Source organism: Dermacoccus sp. PE3 (assembly GCF_001021715.1).
GTDB classification, from domain to species: Bacteria; Actinomycetota; Actinomycetes; order Actinomycetales; family Dermatophilaceae; genus Dermacoccus; species Dermacoccus abyssi.
The window spans coordinates 174215-190937 of record NZ_LDCM01000001.1 but is presented as its reverse complement, the minus strand read 5'-3'; the positions used below and the strand labels follow the sequence as shown (position 1 = coordinate 190937).

Sequence of the window (16723 nt, the reverse complement as noted above, 5' to 3'; positions counted from 1 at the left end):
TCGTAGACTGGTGAACGGTCTGCTTGTCACACCCTGCCCGAACCTGGGTCACGGCGTGTCGCGGACCTGCACGAGATCACACCCAACCGGGGTGGGATCGCTCAGCGAAATGCGGAGGACATGGCCAAGAAGGACGGTGTCATCGAGATCGAGGGCACGATCGTCGAGGCTCTCCCGAACGCAATGTTCCGGGTCGAGTTGACGAACGGTCACAAGGTGCTCGCTCACATCTCGGGCAAGATGCGTCAGCACTACATCCGAATCCTCCCTGAGGACCGGGTCGTGGTGGAGCTCTCGCCGTACGACCTGACCCGCGGCCGTATCGTTTTCCGTTACCGCTGATTCAACCCAGTCCCTGGCCGGCGCGCTGCTCCCTCGCGGATGCAGCGCGGCTCGCGTGTCAGGGGCGCGATCGACAAGACAGCAGGCAGATGAAGGTTCAGCCGAGCGTCAAGAAGATCTGCGACAAGTGCAAGGTGATTCGCCGTAACGGGCGCGTCATGGTGATCTGCGACAACCTGCGCCACAAGCAGCGCCAGGGCTGATCATCCCCTAGAGCATCTTGCTCGCAGCGTCTTCCACAGGACGCAGCAAAAACAACTGCAGCACCCGGCCCCACTGGGCTCTGACGAGATCCGCACGCGGATCGTCGTCGAGATCTCATCAGAGCGATGGAAACAGCGATCTGTTCACGAGACACGCCAGTGGACGTCACCCCCGGCGCGGAGGCCGGGGACCCGCGGACCCGCCGACATCGGCAACGGGGTTCACGCCATAGCGGGACCGGTGTTGCTCCAGACCTCCGCTCATGATTCAGGAGAACTCATGGCACGTCTCATCGGTGTCGACCTGCCGCGCGAGAAGCGCGTCGAGGTCGGCCTCACTTACATCTTCGGCGTCGGACGCACCCGCGCTCAGGAGACGCTGGCAGCAACCGGCGTCAACCCGGACACCCGTGTCCGCGACCTCACCGAGGAAGATCTCGTCAAGTTGCGTGACCACCTCGAGGCCAGCTTCCGCCTCGAAGGTGACCTGCGCCGTGAAATCGCCGCCGACATCCGCCGCAAGGTCGAGATCGGTAGCTACGAGGGTCTGCGCCACCGCCGTGGCCTGCCCGTGCACGGTCAGCGCACCAAGACGAACGCTCGTACCCGCAAGGGTCCGAAGCGCACCGTGGCCGGCAAGAAGAAGGCCAAGTAAGTCACTCAGCTCACGCTGAGCACGACTACTTCCTCTAACGAGCGTCGAAACAGGAGATTCGAACTATGCCTCCCAAGAGCCGTACGGCCGCGGGCGCCAAGAAGGTGCGCCGCAAGGAGAAGAAGAACGTTGCTGCGGGCCAGGCCCATATCAAGAGCACGTTCAACAACACCATCGTTTCCATCACGGACCCCACCGGTGCCGTGATTTCGTGGGCGTCCGCGGGCCAGGTTGGCTTCAAGGGCTCCCGCAAGTCGACCCCCTACGCAGCGCAGATGGCCGCCGAGGCCGCCGCGCGTCGTGCCATGGACCACGGCATGCGCAAGGTCGACGTCTTCGTCAAGGGCCCGGGTTCCGGTCGTGAGACCGCCATCCGCTCGCTCACCGCAACCGGCCTCGAGGTCGGCGCGATCAGCGATGTCACGCCCACGCCGCACAACGGCGTCCGCCCGCCCAAGCGTCGTCGCGTCTGATCACCAGATCCGCACGACCTTCCTGACGAACTAGGAGACAACCCACCATGGCCCGTTACACCGGCCCGATCACCAAGAAGTCGCGTCGACTCAAGACCGACCTCGTCGGTGGCGACAAGAACTTCGAGATGCGCCCCTTCCCGCCCGGACAGCACGGCCGCGGCCGCGTCCAGGAGAAGGAGTACCTCCACCAGCTGCAGGAGAAGCAGAAGGCTCGCTTCACCTACGGCGTCATGGAGAAGCAGTTCATCCGTTACTACAAGGAGGCCGCGCGCCGTCCTGGTAAGACCGGTGAGAACCTGCTCGTCATCCTCGAGTCCCGCCTCGACAACGTCATCTACCGCGCAGGCCTTGCCCGCACCCGTCGTGCCGCTCGTCAGCTCGTGACGCACGGTCACTTCGAGGTCAACGGCAAGCGCGTCGACGTTCCGTCCTACCGCGTGGAGCAGTACGACATCATCACGGTCCGTGAGAAGTCGCGCGAGGCTTTCCCGATCCAGCTCGCTCGCGAGACGTTCGGCGAGCGTCCGGTTCCGGCGTGGCTGCACGTCGTGCCCGGCACGCTGCAGGTGCTCATCCACCAGCTGCCGACCCGTGAGCAGATCGACAGCCAGCTCACCGAGCAGCTCATCGTCGAGCTCTACTCGAAGAACTGATCCTTCTTCACGTCGGACGGCGGCAGGCCGCACCCAGTGCGCCCGCCGCCGTCCACCGGCCGGTTCGAGAGACAGAGCTCGTTCCGGCGCAGGACTCGATTCCTGCTCGTTCACCCGGCGTCAAATAGCGGTCGCCGTAGGAAAGGACATCGACAGTGCTCATCGCACAGCGCCCCACCCTGTCGGAGGAAGTTGTCTCCGAGAGCCGTTCGCGGTTCGTCATCGAGCCCCTGGAGCCGGGCTTCGGCTACACGCTCGGCAACTCCCTGCGTCGCACCCTGCTCTCGAGCATCCCCGGTGCCGCCGTCACCAGCCTTCGCATCGACGGTGTGCAGCACGAGTTCTCGACGATCCCGGGCGTCAAGGAAGACGTCACCGAGGTCATCCTCAACATCAAGGGTCTGGTCGTCTCCTCGGAGCACGACGAGCCCGTGGTGATGTACCTGCGCAAGCAGGGCCCCGGAGTGGTCACCGCCGCTGACATCGCGCCCCCGGCCGGTGTCGAGGTGCACAACCCGGACCTCGAGATCGCCACGCTCAACGACAAGGGCAACATCGAGATGGAGCTGACGGTCGAGCGCGGCCGCGGTTACGTCTCGGCAGCGCTGAACAAGTCGGCGGAGCAGGAGATCGGCCGCATCCCGGTCGACTCCATCTACTCGCCCGTGCTGGCCGTGACCTACAAGGTCGAGGCCACGCGAGTCGAGCAGCGCACCGACTTCGACAAGCTCATCGTCGACGTCGAGACGAAGAACTCGATGGCTCCGCGTGACGCCATGGCTTCGGCCGGTTCGACGCTCGTCGAGCTGTTCGGTCTGGCCCGTGAGCTCAACGTCGAGGCCGAGGGCATCGACATGGGCCCGTCGCCGACCGACGCCGCGCTCGCCGCGGACCTGGCTCTGCCGATCGAGGACCTCGACCTCACCGTCCGCTCCTACAACTGCCTCAAGCGCGAGGGCATCCACACCGTGGGTGAACTCGTGTCCCGCAGCGAGGCCGACCTGCTCGACATTCGTAACTTCGGTTCGAAGTCGATCCACGAGGTCGCCGACAAGCTCCGTGACATGGGCCTCCAGCTGAAGGACAGCCCGCCCGGGTTCGACGCCAGCGTCATCGCCGACCGCTACGACGAGGACGCCGACGGCGCGGACCTCGCCGAGGACGAGCAGTACTGAGCAGCTTTTCGGATCGCTCCGAGCCCACTCGGAGCGGACCGGTAGACCAAGGAGAAACACATGCCTACCCCCACGAAGGGTGCCCGCCTCGGCGGTAGCCCGGCGCACCAGCGGCTGATCCTGGCCAACATGGCCACGCAGCTGTTCGCCCACGACCGCATCACGACGACGGAAGCCAAGGCCAAGCGCCTGCGTCCGTACGCCGAGCGCCTCGTGTCGTTCGCCAAGCGCGGTGACCTCGCCTCGCGTCGTCGCGTCATGCGTTCGATCGGCGACAAGGGCGTCGTCCACCGCCTCTTCACGGAGATCGCGCCCGACATGGCCGAGCGTCCGGGCGGTTACACGCGTATCACCAAGATCGCTCCCCGTAAGGGCGACAACGCCCCCATGGTCGTCATCGAGCTCGTGCGTGAGGCCTACTCCGCCAAGCAGTCGACGGTCAAGGAGGCCGAGGCTGCCACGCAGCGTGCGGCCAAGGACGAGCAGGCCGCTCCGGCCGCGACTGAGGCTCAGAAGGTCGACGAGGCCTGAGCATCACGCTCGTGATTCCCGCCTTGCGGTGATCATCTCGGACGGAGCCCACCCTTCCTCTTCGTAGGTCGGGTGGGCTCCGTCGTTGTCGGTAGGCTTTCGCCCATGCGCTTTCGGATCGACTTCGCCTACGACGGCACCGAGTTCAGCGGGTGGGCGGCGCAGCCGGGACGCAGGACGGTCGAGGGCGAACTGACCTCGGCGCTCGAGACGGTGTGCCGCGTCGACGGCCTCAAGCTCACCGTGGCCGGCCGGACGGATGCCGGTGTCCACGGCCGTGGGGGCGTCTGCCACGTCGACCTCGACCAGGTGGTGGCTGAGCGTCTTCCGGGACGCAGCGATCGCACGCCCGCCGAGGCGCTCGTCACCCGCCTCAACGGAGTTCTCGCGCCTGACGTCGTCGTGCGACGCGTGGCGAGCGTCTCCGAAGACTTCGACGCGCGCTTCTCGGCGACACAGCGGCGGTATTCGTATCGCATCCTCGATCGGCCGGAGCAGCTCGACCCGTTGCGCCGCCACGACACGGTCGTCGTGAAGCGGGGCCTTGACGTCGAGGCCATGAACGAGGCAGCCGCGCGACTCGTCGGGCTGAACGACTTCGCGGCGTTCTGCAAGAAGCGCGAGGGAGCCACGACGATTCGCACTCTCCTGCACTACGGCTGGAGCCGGGACGACGAGGGTGTCGTCGTCGGGCGGATCGAGGCCGATGCCTTCTGCCACTCGATGGTGCGGGCCCTCGTCGGCGCGGTGGTGCCTGTGGGGGAGGGGCGCAGGGATGTCGGCTGGCCACGCGAGGTGATGGCATCCGGCCGTCGTGACCCGGGCGTCGTCGTCATGCCGGCGCACGGCTTGTGCCTCGAGGAGGTCTCGTACCCGCCGGCCGAGGAGTGGGCAGCGCGCGCGGAGGCGTCGCGTGTCATGCGCGAGCTGCCGCACGCCTGAGCTCAGCTCGGCGGCAGGGGCAGCGGGATGACGGTGACGGCCACCCGGCGAGCGCCGGGTGTACCTGCACCCATGCGGCGGTAGCGCCCGAGCAGCGCCTCCATCTCGGAACGCAGCGCGCTCATCTGCTCCTCGCTCACCAGGACGGGAGCGTCGAAGGCGCGGCACTCCTCCTGCCACACGTAGGTCCAGCCCTCCTGCTCGTCGACCCAGGCGTGGGCGCGTTCGCTGACGTGGGTGACGTAGTCGTGCTCGAGCCACCGCGCGTCCTCCGCGTCGGCCTCGTCGATGAAGCCGAGAGCATCGGTCGTCGGACCGTCGTCATCGTCGGTTTCGTCGTCGGCGATGGCCCACACCCGGGTCTTGGCGTTGCCAAGCCCGGTGTCCTCGACGAGGCCCGCCGACTCGAGGACACGCACGTGGTAGCTCGTAGCGCCGGTGTGTGTGCCGAGTGCGCGGGCGAGCTCGGCGGAGGTCGAGCCGCCGTGCAGACGCAGATGGGCGAGGATGCGTGAGCGCAGAGGGTGAGCGAGCACTCGGTAGGTGTCGGCGGCAGCCGTGGGCTCCATGGCATCCAGGGTACGCCGCGTGAAGATTTTGCACAAAAGTTGTGCAAAGAGTGACTCGTGCGCGGAGGTGGCCCACTGAACGGCGATGAAAAGCGTTGGGCCGCAATGGTTTGCACGGTTTGCGCTCGATTGGTTCAGGCCCGCAGGGCCGCGTAACATTGATATCTGTTGCTTCGCAGCGCGCCCTGCACAGGGTGTGACGTGCGAAGTGGCCGCCCCCATCGTCAACGACAGAACGAAGGGAACGACCGTGCGTACGTTCACCCCCAACCAGGAGTCGGCTCAGGCCGACCGCGCCTGGCACGTCATCGACGCCACCGACGTCGTTCTGGGTCGCCTCGCGTCCCAGACCGCGGCGCTGCTGCGCGGCAAGCACAAGCCGACGTTTGCTCCGCACATCGACACCGGTGACTTCGTCATCATCATCAACGCCGACAAGGTTGCCCTCACCGGCGCCAAGCTCGAGAAGAAGAAGGCCTACCGCCACTCCGGTTTCCCGGGTGGTCTGACGGCGACTTCCTACACCGAGCTCATGGCGAAGGACCCGGAGAAGGCCGTCGAGAAGGCCGTCCGAGGCATGCTGCCCAAGACGAAGCTGGGCCGCGCCCAGATCGCCAAGCTCAAGGTGTACCGCGGTGCCGAGCACCCGCACGCCGCGCAGCAGCCCAAGCCGTTCGAGATCACCCAGGTCGCGCAGTAATCGCGCCTGCCAAGAATTCTTAGGAGAAACGTGGCAGACCAGAATGTCGAGCTCGACGCCCTCGAGACGGACGAGCCGCAGCTGACGGAGTACACGAGCGAGTCGACCGGCCCGGTCGGCGAGGACGGCGAGGTTCGTCGTCCGTCCGCATCCGCACCGGGTGCGGCCACGGGCCGTCGCAAGCAGGCCATCGCCCGCGTGCGCATCGTCCCGGGCACGGGTGAGTGGAAGATCAACGGCCGCTCGCTCGAGGAGTACTTCCCGAACAAGGTGCACCAGCAGATCGTCAACGAGCCCCTTGTTGCCCTCGAGCTGAACGGCGCGTACGACGTCCTCGTGCGCGTGCACGGCGGTGGCCCCTCGGGCCAGGCCGGTGCTGTTCGCCTCGGTGTCGCTCGTTCGCTGAACGGCGTCGACGAGGAGCTGAACCGTCCGGTGCTCAAGAAGGCCGGCTTCCTCACGCGTGACGCACGCGTGCCGGAGCGCAAGAAGGCCGGTCTCAAGAAGGCCCGCAAGGCTTCGCAGTTCAGCAAGCGCTGATCCACGCGCTGCACTGCTCGAATCGCTCCGTATCCGGCCCATGCGCCGGGTGCGGAGCGATTCGCGTACCGCCGCGTATTGTGGAGAGAGATTCCGAAGACCTCAGGAGGGGCACATGGGCCGCATGTTCGGCACTGACGGTGTGCGTGGCGTCGCCAACCAGGACGTCACGGCAGAGCTCGCACTCGGGCTGTCCGTCGCAGCAGCACGGGTACTCGTCGAGGCCGGGGAGGTCTCGGCCGATCACGAGCGTCCCGTCGCCGTCGTCGGACGCGACCCGCGCGCGTCGGGGGAGTTCCTCGGTGCGGCCACCGTCGCCGGGCTCGCAAGCGCGGGCGTCGACGTCTACGACGCGGGCGTGCTGCCGACGCCGGCCATCGCCTACCTGACGGCGACGATGAACGCCGACCTCGGCGCGATGCTGTCCGCCTCGCACAACGCGATGCCCGACAACGGCATCAAGTTCTTCAGCCGCGGCGGCCACAAGCTGCCCGACGCGCTCGAGGACGCGATCGAGGCGCACCTGCATGAGGAATACGAGCGTCCGACGGGTGCGTCGGTCGGTCGTGTGCATTCCTACGCTGAGGGCGGTGAGAAGTACATCGGTCACCTGCTCGGGGCGCTTCCGCACCGCCTCGAGGGCCTCAAGATCGTCGTCGACTGCGCGCACGGCGCGGCCTCCGTCGTCGGGCCCGAGGTGTTTCGCCGCGCGGGCGCGGACGTCGTCGTCATCGGTGCGACGCCGGACGGGCTCAACATCAACGACGGCTACGGCTCGACGCACCTGGAGAAGCTGCAGGAGGCGGTCGTCGCGAATGGAGCCGACTTCGGTGTGGCCTTCGACGGTGACGCGGACCGCTGCCTCGCCGTCGACGGAACGGGTGAGGTGGTCGACGGTGACCAGATCATGGCGATCCTCGCGCTCGACCTCAAGGAGCGCGGCGTGCTCGCCGAGGACACGCTCGTCGCGACGGTCATGAGTAACCTCGGCATGATCAAGGCGATGGAGCGCGAGGGCATCACCGTCAAGCAGACCGGTGTCGGCGACCGCTACGTGCTCGAGGAGATGCGCCGCGGGTCGTACTCGCTCGGGGGCGAACAGTCTGGGCACGTCATCGCACTCGACCATGGCACGACCGGTGATGGCGTGCTCACCGGCCTGCTCCTCGCTGCGCGCGTGGCCTCGAGTGGGCGCTCGCTCGCCCAGCTCGGCGCCGTCATGCAGCGGATGCCGCAGAAGCTCATCAACGTCAAGGGCGTCGACAAGTCGGCCGTCGATTCGCACGAGGGCGTCCAGGCCGCTGTGCGCGCCGCCGAGAGCGACCTCGCCGGCGCCGGGCGCGTGCTGCTGCGCAAGTCGGGCACCGAACCGGTCGTGCGCGTCATGGTCGAGGCCGACACCGCCGAACGCGCGCACGCCGTCGCCTCGCACCTCGCCGACGTCGTCAAGCGCGAGCTGTCGATCGACTGAACTGCCGGCTACGCGCTTTCGTCCTGCGCCCAGATGCACCGGGTGCATCTGGGCGCAGTCGTCTGCCTCCCAGTCGTGTGGTGGCCCGGCGAGCTATCGACGGGAGCTGACGAACAGCGCCGACGGCCGTCACGCGTGCGGGGTGTGTCACAGTGGCAGGCATGAGCCTGCCAGCCGCCCAGCCGAGTCGACGCAGCGACGTCGAGCCGTTCCACGTCATGGAGGTGCTCGCCGCGGCAGCGGAACGTCAGCGCACGCACGGCGACGTCATCAGCCTGTGCGCCGGCCAGCCCTCGACGGGCGCGCCCCGTGCAGCCCGGGAGGCGGCCGTCGCGGCGATCGAGGCCGATGCGCTCGGGTACACCGAGACGGTCGGCATCCGGCCGCTGCGTGAGGCGATCGCCGCGTATCACCGCGACCTCGACGTCGACGACGTGAGTGCTGACGACGTCGTCGTCACGACCGGGTCGTCGGGCGCGTTCACGCTGCTGTTCCTCGCTGCGTTCGACGGCGGCGACGAGGTGTGGATGACCCGCCCGGGCTACCCCGCCTACCGCAACACGCTGCGGGCGCTGGGGACGTCCGTCGTGGAGCTCGCGTGCGGCGCCGAGGTGCGCTACCAACCCACCGTCGCGATGCTCGAGGCGGAACGTGCCGCGCGCGGCGCCGCGCCGAAGGGGCTCGTCGTCGCGAGCCCCGCTAACCCGACGGGCACGATCATCGGCGCGGACGAACTCGCAGCTATCGCGCGCTGGTGCGACGCACACGGCGTGCTGCTCGTCAGCGACGAGATCTACCACGGCATCTCGTTCGGGCGCGCGACGTCGAGCGCGTGGCAGACGTCGCGCCAGGGCGCCGTCATCGGTTCGGTGTCGAAGTTCTTCTCGATGACGGGTTGGCGCGTCGGGTGGATGCTCGTGCCCGCGCACCTGCGCCGACGCGTCGCCATTCTCGCCTCGAATCTCACGATCTGCCCGCCGGCCGTGTCACAGCATGCGGCGCTCGCGGCCCTCGGCGAGGCGGCACGCGGTGAGCTGGAGGAGCACGTCGAGACGTACCGGCGCAATCGTGAGTTGGTGCAGCGGCGCCTTCCCGAGATCGGGGTGACGACCTACGCGCCACCGGACGGCGCGTTCTACGCCTGGTGCGACGTCGCGCACCTCACCGACGACTCCGCGCGCTGGTGCGCCGACGTGCTCGCCGCGACGGGCGTCGCCATCACGCCAGGGGTCGACTTCGACCCCGTCGACGGGCACCGGTTCATGCGGATGAGCCTCGCTGTCGCGAGCGATGAGCTCGACGAGGCGTTCGACCGGATGGTGAGGTTCGTCGATAGCTCGTCATGACGCTGTGACGTCCTGCGGTTCACCAGTCGTGCCGGCTACGTCAGACGGCCCCGGTCGCTCGGGCCCTACTGTTCGTGGGATGCACGTCGGCGCGTCAGGAACCCCCTGGTCTCCTGACGCGCCGACGCGCGGTCTCGACGCTCAGATGAGCCCGAGGGCTCGGACGGCGTCTCGCTCATTCGCGAGTTCGGCGACGCTCGCATCGATGCGGGCGCGGCTGAACTCGTCGATCGTCAGGTCCGGCACGATGCGCCAGGCGCGGTCACGCACCGTCACGGGGAAGCTCGACACGAGGCCCTCGGGGACTTCGTAGGAGCCGTCCGACGGAACGGCCATCGAGACCATCGCCTCGGTGCCGAGCGCCCAGTCGCGCGCGTGATCGATGGTTGCGCTCGCCGCGCTCGCGGCCGAGGACGCTCCGCGCGCCTCGATGATCGCGGCACCGCGCTTGGCGACGGTGGGAATGAAGACGTCGTTGAGCCAGGCGTCGTCGCCCACCTCGAGGCGCGCGGCACGGCCATGGACCGTCGCGTGCGTGACGTCCGGGTACTGCGTCGCGCTGTGGTTGCCCCAGATGATGACGTCGTGGATGTCGGTGACGCTCGCACCCGTCTTCGTGGCGAGCTGCGCGACGGCGCGGTTCTGATCGAGGCGCGTCAGCGCGCTGAAGCGCTCGTTCGGGATGTCCCGCGCGGCGTGCATCGCGATGAGGCAGTTCGTGTTCGCGGGGTTGCCGGTGACGGTGACCTGCACGTCATCGGACGCCGCGTCGTTGAGCGCCTCACCCTGCGGGCCGAAGATCCGGCCTTTGACCTCGAGCAGATCACCGCGTTCCATGCCCGGGCCGCGCGGCTTAACCCCGACGAGCAACGCGTGGGAGACGCCGTCGAACATGCGGCGCGCGTCGGAGCCGGTCTCCATGCCCGCGAGCAACGGGAACGCGCAGTCCTGCAGTTCCATGACGGTGCCCTCGAGCGCGCCGAGCGCCTCGTCGACCTCGAGCAGGCGCAGCTCCACCGGCTGATCGGGCCCGAGCAGCTCACCCGCCGCGATGCGGAACAGGAGGCTGTATCCGATGGCACCTGCAGCTCCACTGACGGCGACGCGGACGGCGGGCTTGGGCATGACGGCTCATTTCGTCGGCGGGTTCTCGGACGAGACCTCGGGTCACCACTGACGGTAGGCCGAGCCGGCCCGCCGCGTCAGGGCCGAACGTCCCTGCGGGCCCTCCCGAGGCCCCCGAGTGTGCGAGTGGCCCGGGAGGGGCGTACAGCAGCCTGTGCGTGCCGCGACATCAGGCGTGCCGCCACTCGCTGGGGGACGGCGGCACGGTGACAGCGTCGGACGATCAGGCCGTGATGTCACCCAGGGTGCCGACGACGTGCGCCTCGCCCTCACCGATGTCGTAGTGCACGGCGACGACGGCGAGCCGGCCGGCGTCGATGCGATCACGGATCAGCTGACTGCGCTGGGGGAGGAGCTCGCTCGTCGCCCGGGCATGCTCGGCCTCGAACTGCTCGCCGGTCGTCAGCCCGTGCTTGCGCCCGTGCAGGATCGACGGCATGACGCGCTCGATGATCGTGTGGAGGTATCCCGGCGGCATGTCGCCGGTCTCCTCGGCGGCGAGCGTCGCGTTGATGGCGCCGCAGCTCTTGTGCGCGAGCACGACGACGAGCGGTGCGCGCAGCACCTCGGTGCCGAACTCGATCGAGCCGAGCACGCTGGGGTCGAGCACGTGGCCCGCGGTGCGCACGACGAACAGATCGCCGAGGCCCTGGTCGAAGATCATCTCGGCCGGCACGCGGGAGTCGCCGCACCCGAAGATGACGGCCTGGGGTGCCTGCCCGGCGACGAGCTCGCGCCGGCGCTCGCCGTCACTGTGCGGGCGCTGCGTCGTGCCGGAGACGAAGCGTCGGTTGCCCTCGACGAGGGTGTCCCAGGCCTGCTGCGGCGTGAGGGTGCTGCTCATGGTGGCTCCTTGGTGATGTCGCCGACGCCGTCAGCTCAGGCCGGGGCGGGTGGTGATGGTCATGGCGGTGGGCTTCGCGGTGGTGGCGAAGAAGTCGTTGCCCTTGTCGTCGACGACGATGAACGCGGGGAAGTTCTCGACCTCGATCTGCCACACGGCCTCCATGCCGAGCTCAGGGTACTCGAGCACCTCGACCTTCGTGATGCAGTCCTGCGCGAGGCGAGCCGCGGGGCCACCGATGGAGCCGAGGTAGAAACCGCCGTGCGCCTTGCACGCCTCGGTGACCTGGGCGCTGCGGTTTCCTTTGGCGAGCATGATGAGCGAACCGCCCGCGGCCTGGAACTGCTCGACGTAGGAATCCATGCGTCCGGCCGTCGTCGGCCCGAACGAACCGGACGCCATGCCCTCCGGCGTCTTCGCGGGGCCTGCGTAGTAGACCGGGTGGTCCTTGAGGTACTGCGGCATCTCCTCGCCGGCGTCGAGGCGCTCCTTGATCTTGGCGTGCGCGATGTCGCGCGCGACGACGAGCGTGCCGGTCAACGACAGGCGCGTCTTGACGGGGTGCTTCGTCAGCTCGGCCAGGATCTCGGGCATCGGGCGGCTCAGGTCGATGTCGACGGCGGCGCCCTTGCCCGTCGAGCCCGCGCCGATTGCCGCGTCGCCGCTCTCGATGAGGTGCGCCTCGGTGACGTCGGGCAGGAACTGCGCCGGGTCGGTCTCGAGCTGCTCGATGAAGACGCCCTCGGGCGTGATCTTCGCGAGGCACTGACGGTCGGCTGAGCAGCTGACGGCGATGGCCACCGGAAGCGACGCACCGTGACGCGGCAGGCGCACGACGCGCACGTCGTGGCAGAAGTACTTGCCGCCGAACTGGGCGCCGATACCGAAGTTGCGGGTGAGCTCGAGGATCTCCTCCTCGAGCTGCGGGTCGCGGAAGCCGTGACCCGTGGCCGCGTCTCCGGACGTGGGCAGTTCGTCGAGGTACTTGGCGCTCGCGTACTTGGCGGTCTTGAGCGCGAACTCGGCGCTCGTGCCGCCGATGACGACGGCGAGGTGGTAGGGCGGGCACGCGGCCGTGCCGAGGCTGCGCAGCTTCTCGTCGAGGAACTCGAGCATGCGCTTCGGATTCAGGATCGCCTTCGTCTCCTGGTAGAGGAACGACTTGTTCGCGCTGCCGCCGCCCTTGGCCATGAAGAGGAACTTGTAGGTTGTCTCGTGCCCCGGCTGGCTGTCGGCGTAAACCTCGATCTGTGCGGGCAGGTTGGAGCCGGTGTTCTTCTCGTCCCACATCGTCACCGGAGCCATCTGGCTGTAGCGCAGGTTGAGCTCGGTGTACGCGTCGAAGATGCCCTTCGACAGTGCCTCTTCGTCGGGCGCCGACGGGCTGTCGACGAGCACCTGCGAGCCCTTCTTGCCCATGACGATGGCGGTGCCGGTGTCCTGGCACATCGGCAGCACGCCCGCGGCCGCGATGTTCGCGTTCTTCAGCAGGTCGAGTGCGACGAACTTGTCATTGTTGCTCGCCTCGGGGTCGTCGAGGATGCGGCGCAGCTGGGCGAGGTGAGCGGGGCGCAGGTAGTGGGCGATGTCGTGCATCGCCGTCTTCGCGAGCAGTTCGAGGGCGCTCGGGTCGATCTCGAGGAAGGTTCGTCCGCCGGGGCCCCCGACGGTTCGGACGCCCTCGTCGGTGAGCTTGCGATAGGTCGTCGTGTCCTCGCCGATCGGAAGGAGGTCCGAATACGCGAAATCTGCCATGCGCGGAGCCTATCGGAGCGGTCGTCGTGTCCTCGGTGCGCCGCCATCCCGAACGCCGTCGTCGCGAGGGCGCGCCGAGGGCGGACATCTGTCCACAACTCACCCCTTGGAGGGTGACTGCTCGACCCTTATCGCCGCTCGCATAACGGGCCGGTTGCTTCTGCGTAACCGTTTGGTCTCGGTGCTCACCTGACTATGGCGATCGTCACATGAGCAGGTGATCATGAAACGTCAATCATCAAGGATGGAGCGGTGTTCATGAACACATCCAAGTCTCGCCGACGGGTAGCCGTCGCAGCATCGATGGCGATGCTCGCGACGGGCGTGCTCGCCGGTTGCGGCGGGGACAGCGGCGGGGGCAGCACGCCCACGCTGACCTGGTACATCAACCCTGACGTCGGTAACTCCGACGCCAGCAAGGGTGGCCAGGCCACGTTGGCCGCTAACTGCACGAAGAACTCGGGCGGCAAGTACAAGATCAAGGTCGAACTGCTGCCGAACTCGGCCTCGGATCAGCGCACGCAGCTGCTTCGTCGTCTCGCGGCGGGTGACAGCTCCATGGACATCATGAGCGCCGACCCCGCCTTCGTCACGGAGTTCGCGGCCGCGGGTTACCTCGCGCCGATTCCGGCCGGGATGGAGAAGAACTTCACCGAGGACCGTGTGCAGAGCTCCATCGACGCCTCGATGTACAAGGGCAAGCTGACGTCGGTGCCGTTCTGGGCCAACACCCAGCTGCTCTGGTACAAGAAGTCCGTCGCCCAGAAGGCCGGCCTCGACATGAGCAAGCCCGTCACCTGGGACCAGCTCGTCAGCGCCGCGCAGAAGACGAACACCAAGGTCGGTGTCCAGGCCAAGCTCTACGAGGGCTATGCGGTGTGGATCAATGCGCTCGTCGCGGGTGCCGGTGGCAAGCTCGTCGAGAACCCCAGCGCCACGTACGAGAACATCAAGCTCGGTCTCGACTCCGAGGCGGGCAAGAAGGCCGCCACGATCATCAACAAGGTCACCACGAGCGGCGTGGGTGGCCCGGCCGTCGGCTCTTCCGACGAAACGGCCTCGCTGACGCTCTTCCAGGCACCCAACGGTGGCTTCCTCGTGAACTGGCCGTACACCTACGGCGCGTACACGGGTGACAAGAAGGACGTTGCCGCGGCGATCTACCCGCGCACGGTAGCGGACAAGGACTCCGCGTCGCCGTTCGGTGGAATCCAGCTCTCGGTCGGCAAGAACTCCAAGCACACGGACCTCGCCTACCAGGCCATCGACTGCATCACGAACCAGGAGAACACCACGGCTTACATGGTGGCCTCGGGCAACCCGAGCAGCCGCAAGAAGTCGTACGACGACGCCAAGGTGAAGGAGGCCTTCCCGAACGGGATCGCCGCCCAGATCCGCACGTCGCTCGACAAGGCCGTCCCGCGTCCGCTCTCGCCTTACTGGGGTGACATCTCCGGTGCCCTTCAGCTGAAGTTCTCGCCGCCCAGCGCCGTCAACCAGCAGACCCCGGCCACGGCTCAGAAGTACATCCTTGACGTTCTGAAGGGGAAGGCACTGCTGTGAGTTCCGCTGCTGTAGACACCACGAAGTCGGCCGCAGCCGACTCGGGAAAGCCCAAGAAGGCGCGCCTTTCCGACCGCGCGAAGGCCGAGCGCAATCTCGGCTGGAAGCTCGCGGGCCCGGCGTTCGTCGTCATGGTTCTCGTGACGATGTACCCGATCCTCAACGCGCTGTACCTGTCGTTCTTCAAGTACCGTCTCACCGACCCGGCGGGAAAGAAGTTCGTCGGTCTGCAGAACTACGTCTCCGCTTTCAAGGACTCGCTGTTCTGGGAGGCCATGTGGACGACGCTCATCATCACGCTCGTGACGGTCGTCGTCGAGCTGATCCTCGGCTTCGCCATCGCGATGCTGATGAACAAGATCGTCATGCCGCGTCGCACGCTGCGCACCGTCGTCCTGCTGCCGTACGCGATCATCACGGTCGTCTCCGCGTTCGCGTGGAAGTTCGGCTTCGACGTCTCGACGGGCTTCGTCAACCACTGGCTGCACACGCTGTCGTTCGGTAGCTTCCCGCTCGACTACGACTGGTTCGGTCAGCGCTGGAGCGCGCTGTTCGTCATCTGCCTGTCGGAGATCTGGAAGACGACGCCGTTCATGTCCCTGCTGCTCCTCACGGGTCTCGCCCAGGTCGACTCCTCCATGGAGGAAGCGGCCAAGGTCGACGGCGCCACGTGGTGGCAGCGCCTCACGAAGGTGATCCTGCCGAACATGAAGGCCGCCATCATGGTCGCCCTGCTGTTCCGCACGCTCGACGCCTTCCGCATCTTCGACAACCCGTACGTCATGACCGGCGGTGCCAACAAGACGACGTCCCTGTCGATGCTCGTCTCGCGTGAAGCCATCGACCGAGTGGAGATCGGCATGGGCTCGGCCCTCGCCGTCATCCTCTTCCTCTGCGTGCTCATCATCGCGGCGATCTTCGTCAAGGGCTTCAAGGTCGACCTGGCCGCTGGGAGGAACAACTGATGGATACCAACGTCTCCAACAAGGCCAAGTGGGGAATGCTCGGCTTCGCCGTTCCCGTCATGATCTGGACGCTGCTGCCGCTCGTGTGGATCTTCGCCTTGTCGCTCAAGAGCGACAAGGCCCTGACCGACACGACGGGCAAGGAGAACACCTTCGGTAACTTCTTCCCGACGAACCCGAGCTTCGAGAACTACGAGCTGATCCTCACGGGCGGTGCGTCCGACCTGTTCATGCCGGCGCTGCGCAACTCGATCATCGTCTCGCTGCTCGCCACGGTCATCTCGGTCATCCTTGCGACGTTCTGTGCGTACGCGATCGCCCGCCTGGACTTCCCGGGCAAGAAGGTCATCCTCACGATGGCCCTCGCGGTCTCGTTCTTCCCGGTCATCGCCATGGTGACGCCGCTGTTCAACATGTGGCGTCAGATCGGCCTGTTCGACACGATCCCCGGCCTCGTCATTCCGTACCTCGCGCTGACGCTGCCGCTGTCGATCTGGACGCTCTCGGCGTTCTTCCAGCAGATCCCGTGGGAGATGGAGCAGGCGGCTCAGGTCGACGGCGCCTCCTCGTGGGAAGCGTTCCGCAAGGTCATCGCTCCGCTGGCCGGCCCGGGCGTCTTCACGACGGCGATCATCACGTTCTTCACGGCGTGGAACGACTTCGTCTTCGCCATCTCGCTGACCTCCGGCAACGCCCGCACGGTTCCCGCCGCGCTGAGCTTCTTCACCGGTGCCAGCCAGTTCACGCAGCCGACCGGCGCCATCGCCGCGGCGGCCGTCATCGTGACGATCCCCGTCATCATCCTCGTCCTGATCTTCCAGCGTCGGATCGTCTCCGGCCTCACGTCCGGCGCCGTCAAGGGCTGACG

The 16723-nt window shown here is 67.2% G+C and carries 19 protein-coding genes; 15 read left to right on the top strand and 4 right to left on the bottom strand.

The window, feature by feature from the left end:
* Positions 1–120: 120 nt before the first annotated feature.
* From infA to truA, 8 genes are all read left to right on the top strand, one after another.
* Entirely contained in the window at positions 121–342 is a 222-nt protein-coding gene (gene infA / locus AA983_RS00895; protein WP_006946284.1) for a translation initiation factor IF-1, read from the top strand.
* 89 nt (positions 343–431) lie between these two features.
* A complete protein-coding gene (gene rpmJ, locus AA983_RS00890) occupies positions 432–545 on the top strand; it encodes a 50S ribosomal protein L36 (protein WP_007928044.1) in 114 nt (37 codons plus the stop codon).
* A 280-nt stretch (positions 546–825) separates the two neighbouring features.
* Positions 826–1200, top strand: coding sequence for a 30S ribosomal protein S13 (gene rpsM, locus AA983_RS00885; RefSeq protein ID WP_047310371.1), 375 nt, complete (start codon positions 826–828; stop codon positions 1198–1200).
* Positions 1201–1265: 65 nt separating this feature from the next.
* Positions 1266–1673 (top strand): 30S ribosomal protein S11, encoded by a 408-nt coding sequence (gene rpsK, locus AA983_RS00880; protein WP_047310370.1) that lies wholly within the window; start codon positions 1266–1268, stop codon positions 1671–1673.
* Between the two features lie 47 nt (positions 1674–1720).
* Complete coding sequence (gene rpsD, locus AA983_RS00875; protein WP_047310369.1) at positions 1721–2329, top strand: 30S ribosomal protein S4; 609 nt, start codon at positions 1721–1723, stop codon at positions 2327–2329.
* A 155-nt stretch (positions 2330–2484) separates the two neighbouring features.
* A complete protein-coding gene (locus AA983_RS00870) occupies positions 2485–3504 on the top strand; it encodes a DNA-directed RNA polymerase subunit alpha (protein WP_047310368.1) in 1020 nt (339 codons plus the stop codon).
* A 60-nt stretch (positions 3505–3564) separates the two neighbouring features.
* Positions 3565–4035, top strand: coding sequence for a 50S ribosomal protein L17 (gene rplQ, locus AA983_RS00865; protein ID WP_047310367.1), 471 nt, complete (start codon positions 3565–3567; stop codon positions 4033–4035).
* A gap of 105 nt (positions 4036–4140) precedes the next feature.
* Positions 4141–4977, top strand: coding sequence for a tRNA pseudouridine(38-40) synthase TruA (truA, locus tag AA983_RS00860; RefSeq protein ID WP_047310366.1), 837 nt, complete (start codon positions 4141–4143; stop codon positions 4975–4977).
* Positions 4978–4979: 2 nt separating this feature from the next.
* Here the strand turns inward: truA and AA983_RS00855 are convergent, their stop codons facing one another.
* Positions 4980–5546 (bottom strand): helix-turn-helix domain-containing protein, encoded by a 567-nt coding sequence (locus tag AA983_RS00855; RefSeq protein ID WP_047310365.1) that lies wholly within the window; start codon positions 5544–5546, stop codon positions 4980–4982.
* A 250-nt stretch (positions 5547–5796) separates the two neighbouring features.
* Here AA983_RS00855 and rplM point away from each other — a divergent pair, with 250 nt between their 5' ends.
* The 4 genes from rplM to AA983_RS00835 all read left to right on the top strand — a co-directional run bounded on the left by rplM (position 5797) and on the right by AA983_RS00835 (position 9603).
* Positions 5797–6246, top strand: a complete 450-nt coding sequence (gene rplM, locus AA983_RS00850; protein ID WP_047311058.1) for a 50S ribosomal protein L13 — start codon at positions 5797–5799, stop codon at positions 6244–6246.
* Positions 6247–6276: 30 nt separating this feature from the next.
* On the top strand, positions 6277–6786 hold the full coding sequence (gene rpsI / locus AA983_RS00845; RefSeq protein ID WP_047310364.1) for a 30S ribosomal protein S9: 510 nt from the start codon (positions 6277–6279) through the stop codon (positions 6784–6786).
* A gap of 115 nt (positions 6787–6901) precedes the next feature.
* Entirely contained in the window at positions 6902–8257 is a 1356-nt protein-coding gene (gene glmM, locus AA983_RS00840) for a phosphoglucosamine mutase (protein WP_047310363.1), read from the top strand.
* Between the two features lie 161 nt (positions 8258–8418).
* On the top strand, positions 8419–9603 hold the full coding sequence (locus tag AA983_RS00835; protein ID WP_047311057.1) for an aminotransferase class I/II-fold pyridoxal phosphate-dependent enzyme: 1185 nt from the start codon (positions 8419–8421) through the stop codon (positions 9601–9603).
* A 141-nt stretch (positions 9604–9744) separates the two neighbouring features.
* Here AA983_RS00835 and AA983_RS00830 read toward each other — a convergent pair whose 3' ends face one another.
* From AA983_RS00830 to AA983_RS00820, 3 genes are all read right to left on the bottom strand, one after another.
* The gene (locus AA983_RS00830; RefSeq protein WP_047310362.1) at positions 9745–10728 is read right to left on the bottom strand and encodes a malate dehydrogenase; all 984 of its coding nucleotides are present in this window, start codon (positions 10726–10728) and stop codon (positions 9745–9747) included.
* Between the two features lie 223 nt (positions 10729–10951).
* Positions 10952–11572 carry a carbonic anhydrase gene (locus AA983_RS00825; RefSeq protein ID WP_006946116.1) on the bottom strand — a complete coding sequence of 207 codons (621 nt, stop codon included), beginning with the start codon at positions 11570–11572 and terminating at the stop codon, positions 10952–10954.
* Between the two features lie 30 nt (positions 11573–11602).
* The gene (locus tag AA983_RS00820) at positions 11603–13327 is read right to left on the bottom strand and encodes a fumarate hydratase (protein ID WP_047310361.1); all 1725 of its coding nucleotides are present in this window, start codon (positions 13325–13327) and stop codon (positions 11603–11605) included.
* A gap of 258 nt (positions 13328–13585) precedes the next feature.
* Between AA983_RS00820 and AA983_RS00815 the strand changes: the two genes are divergently transcribed.
* The 3 genes from AA983_RS00815 to AA983_RS00805 are packed head-to-tail and all read left to right on the top strand — an operon-like array spanning position 13586 to position 16721.
* Positions 13586–14890 (top strand): extracellular solute-binding protein, encoded by a 1305-nt coding sequence (locus tag AA983_RS00815; RefSeq protein ID WP_047311056.1) that lies wholly within the window; start codon positions 13586–13588, stop codon positions 14888–14890.
* Entirely contained in the window at positions 14887–15855 is a 969-nt protein-coding gene (locus AA983_RS00810; RefSeq protein WP_047310360.1) for a carbohydrate ABC transporter permease, read from the top strand. Before AA983_RS00815 ends, AA983_RS00810 begins: the two co-directional genes overlap by 4 nt.
* The gene (locus tag AA983_RS00805; protein ID WP_047310359.1) at positions 15855–16721 is read left to right on the top strand and encodes a carbohydrate ABC transporter permease; all 867 of its coding nucleotides are present in this window, start codon (positions 15855–15857) and stop codon (positions 16719–16721) included. The genes AA983_RS00810 and AA983_RS00805 overlap by 1 nt, the downstream gene beginning before the upstream one ends.
* Positions 16722–16723 lie beyond the last annotated feature (2 nt).

What these genes read in the sequence shown, in the direction of transcription:
- AA983_RS00805 (WP_047310359.1), top strand. Translation starts at nt 15,855, where the DNA reads ATGGATACCAACGTCTCCAACAAGGCCAAGTGGGGAATGCTCGGCTTC.
- rpsM (WP_047310371.1), top strand. Translation starts at nt 826, where the DNA reads ATGGCACGTCTCATCGGTGTCGACCTGCCGCGCGAGAAGCGCGTCGAG.
- AA983_RS00815 (WP_047311056.1), top strand. Translation starts at nt 13,586, where the DNA reads ATGAACACATCCAAGTCTCGCCGACGGGTAGCCGTCGCAGCATCGATG.
- AA983_RS00835 (WP_047311057.1), top strand. Translation starts at nt 8,419, where the DNA reads ATGAGCCTGCCAGCCGCCCAGCCGAGTCGACGCAGCGACGTCGAGCCG.
- rpsD (WP_047310369.1), top strand. Translation starts at nt 1,721, where the DNA reads ATGGCCCGTTACACCGGCCCGATCACCAAGAAGTCGCGTCGACTCAAG.
- glmM (WP_047310363.1), top strand. Translation starts at nt 6,902, where the DNA reads ATGGGCCGCATGTTCGGCACTGACGGTGTGCGTGGCGTCGCCAACCAG.
- AA983_RS00820 (WP_047310361.1), bottom strand. Translation starts at nt 13,327, where the DNA reads ATGGCAGATTTCGCGTATTCGGACCTCCTTCCGATCGGCGAGGACACG.
- infA (WP_006946284.1), top strand. Translation starts at nt 121, where the DNA reads ATGGCCAAGAAGGACGGTGTCATCGAGATCGAGGGCACGATCGTCGAG.
- AA983_RS00830 (WP_047310362.1), bottom strand. Translation starts at nt 10,728, where the DNA reads ATGCCCAAGCCCGCCGTCCGCGTCGCCGTCAGTGGAGCTGCAGGTGCC.
- AA983_RS00855 (WP_047310365.1), bottom strand. Translation starts at nt 5,546, where the DNA reads ATGGAGCCCACGGCTGCCGCCGACACCTACCGAGTGCTCGCTCACCCT.
- AA983_RS00825 (WP_006946116.1), bottom strand. Translation starts at nt 11,572, where the DNA reads ATGAGCAGCACCCTCACGCCGCAGCAGGCCTGGGACACCCTCGTCGAG.
- truA (WP_047310366.1), top strand. Translation starts at nt 4,141, where the DNA reads ATGCGCTTTCGGATCGACTTCGCCTACGACGGCACCGAGTTCAGCGGG.
- rpmJ (WP_007928044.1), top strand. Translation starts at nt 432, where the DNA reads ATGAAGGTTCAGCCGAGCGTCAAGAAGATCTGCGACAAGTGCAAGGTG.
- rpsK (WP_047310370.1), top strand. Translation starts at nt 1,266, where the DNA reads ATGCCTCCCAAGAGCCGTACGGCCGCGGGCGCCAAGAAGGTGCGCCGC.
- rplQ (WP_047310367.1), top strand. Translation starts at nt 3,565, where the DNA reads ATGCCTACCCCCACGAAGGGTGCCCGCCTCGGCGGTAGCCCGGCGCAC.